Raw genomic sequence first — 1,161 nt, 5'->3', positions numbered from 1 at the left:
ACTAGTGTCCTGCGCCAGAGATTCGTCGGCAGAATCGGGCGAGGGAGTCGAGGATCTCCTCTGCGGTTTTGGTCCAGGTGAACGGTGTGGGGTTGTCGTTCCAGTTCTTGATCCAGGTGCGGATGTCTTTTTCGAGGGCCTGGACGTTCTTGTGGGATCCGCGGCGGATCATCTGGTCGGTGAGGAAGCCGAACCAGCGCTCGACCTGGTTGATCCAGGAGGATCCGGTCGGGGTGAAGTGCATGTGGAATCTGGGGTGTTGGGACAGCCAGGACCTGATTGCCGGGGTCTTGTGGGTGCCGTAGTTGTCACAGATGAGGTGGATTTCGAGGCCGTCGGGGACTTCTTGGTCGATCTTGACGAGGAACTTCTTGAACTCCTGAGCGCGGTGCCTGCGGTGCAATGAGGTGATGACTTTCCCTGTGTCGGTGTCGAAGGCGGCGAACAGGGTGGTCAGCCCGTTGCGCACGTAGTCGTGGGTCCGGCGCTCGGGCATGCCCGGCATTATCGGCAGCACCGGCTGGGACCGGTTCAAGGCCTGGATCTGCGATTTCTCGTCGACCGACAGCACCACGGCCCCCTCGGGCGGGTCGAAGTAGAGCCCGACTACGTCGTGGACCTTCTCGATGAACAACGGGTCGGTCGAGAGCTTGAAGGTGTCCGCCAGGTGAGGCTTGAGCTGGAACTTCCGCCAGATCCGCCCCACCGTGGACTTCGACAGGCCGCTGCGGGCCGCCATCGAGCTCCGCGACCAGTGCGTCGCGTTCTTCGGGATCTCCTCCAGCGTTGCCACCACTACCGCTTCGACCTCGTCCACCGCGATGGTCGGCGGCCGGCCCGGACGAGGCTCGTCCACCAGCCCGTCCAGGCGCTCGACGAGGAACCTCCGCCGCCACTTGCGGACCGTGTCTGCGGTGATTCCCAACTCCCTTGCCACACCGACGATCGTCGGGACCTCGGGGCCGGCACACGCCAGCACGATCCGCGACCGCAAAGCCAAGGCCTGGGCCGATGTCGCTCTACGGGACCACCGCGTCAACACCGCCCGCTCCTCCTCGGACAGCAACAACGGCTCCAACGCGGGACCACGACGACGCACCGGAACATCTGGAGAAGGACTCATGAACGATCTAACGACGGATCTCTGGCGCAGGACACTAG

Annotated in this window: 1 protein-coding gene; it reads right to left on the bottom strand. The window is 63.7% G+C overall.

Translation table 11 applies throughout. The features are described from left to right. Nucleotide 1: 1 nt before the first annotated feature. Entirely contained in the window at nucleotides 2-1,123 is a 1,122-nt protein-coding gene (locus ACFU7Y_RS44100) for an IS630 family transposase (protein ID WP_224285573.1), read from the bottom strand. Between the last annotated feature and the right edge of the window lie 38 nt (nucleotides 1,124-1,161).

The organism is Kitasatospora sp. NPDC057542, from assembly GCF_042801945.1.
Taxonomy (GTDB): Bacteria; Actinomycetota; Actinomycetes; order Streptomycetales; family Streptomycetaceae; genus Kitasatospora.
The sequence above is the reverse complement of the archived record's forward strand: the minus strand, read 5'-3'. Positions and strand labels throughout refer to the sequence as shown.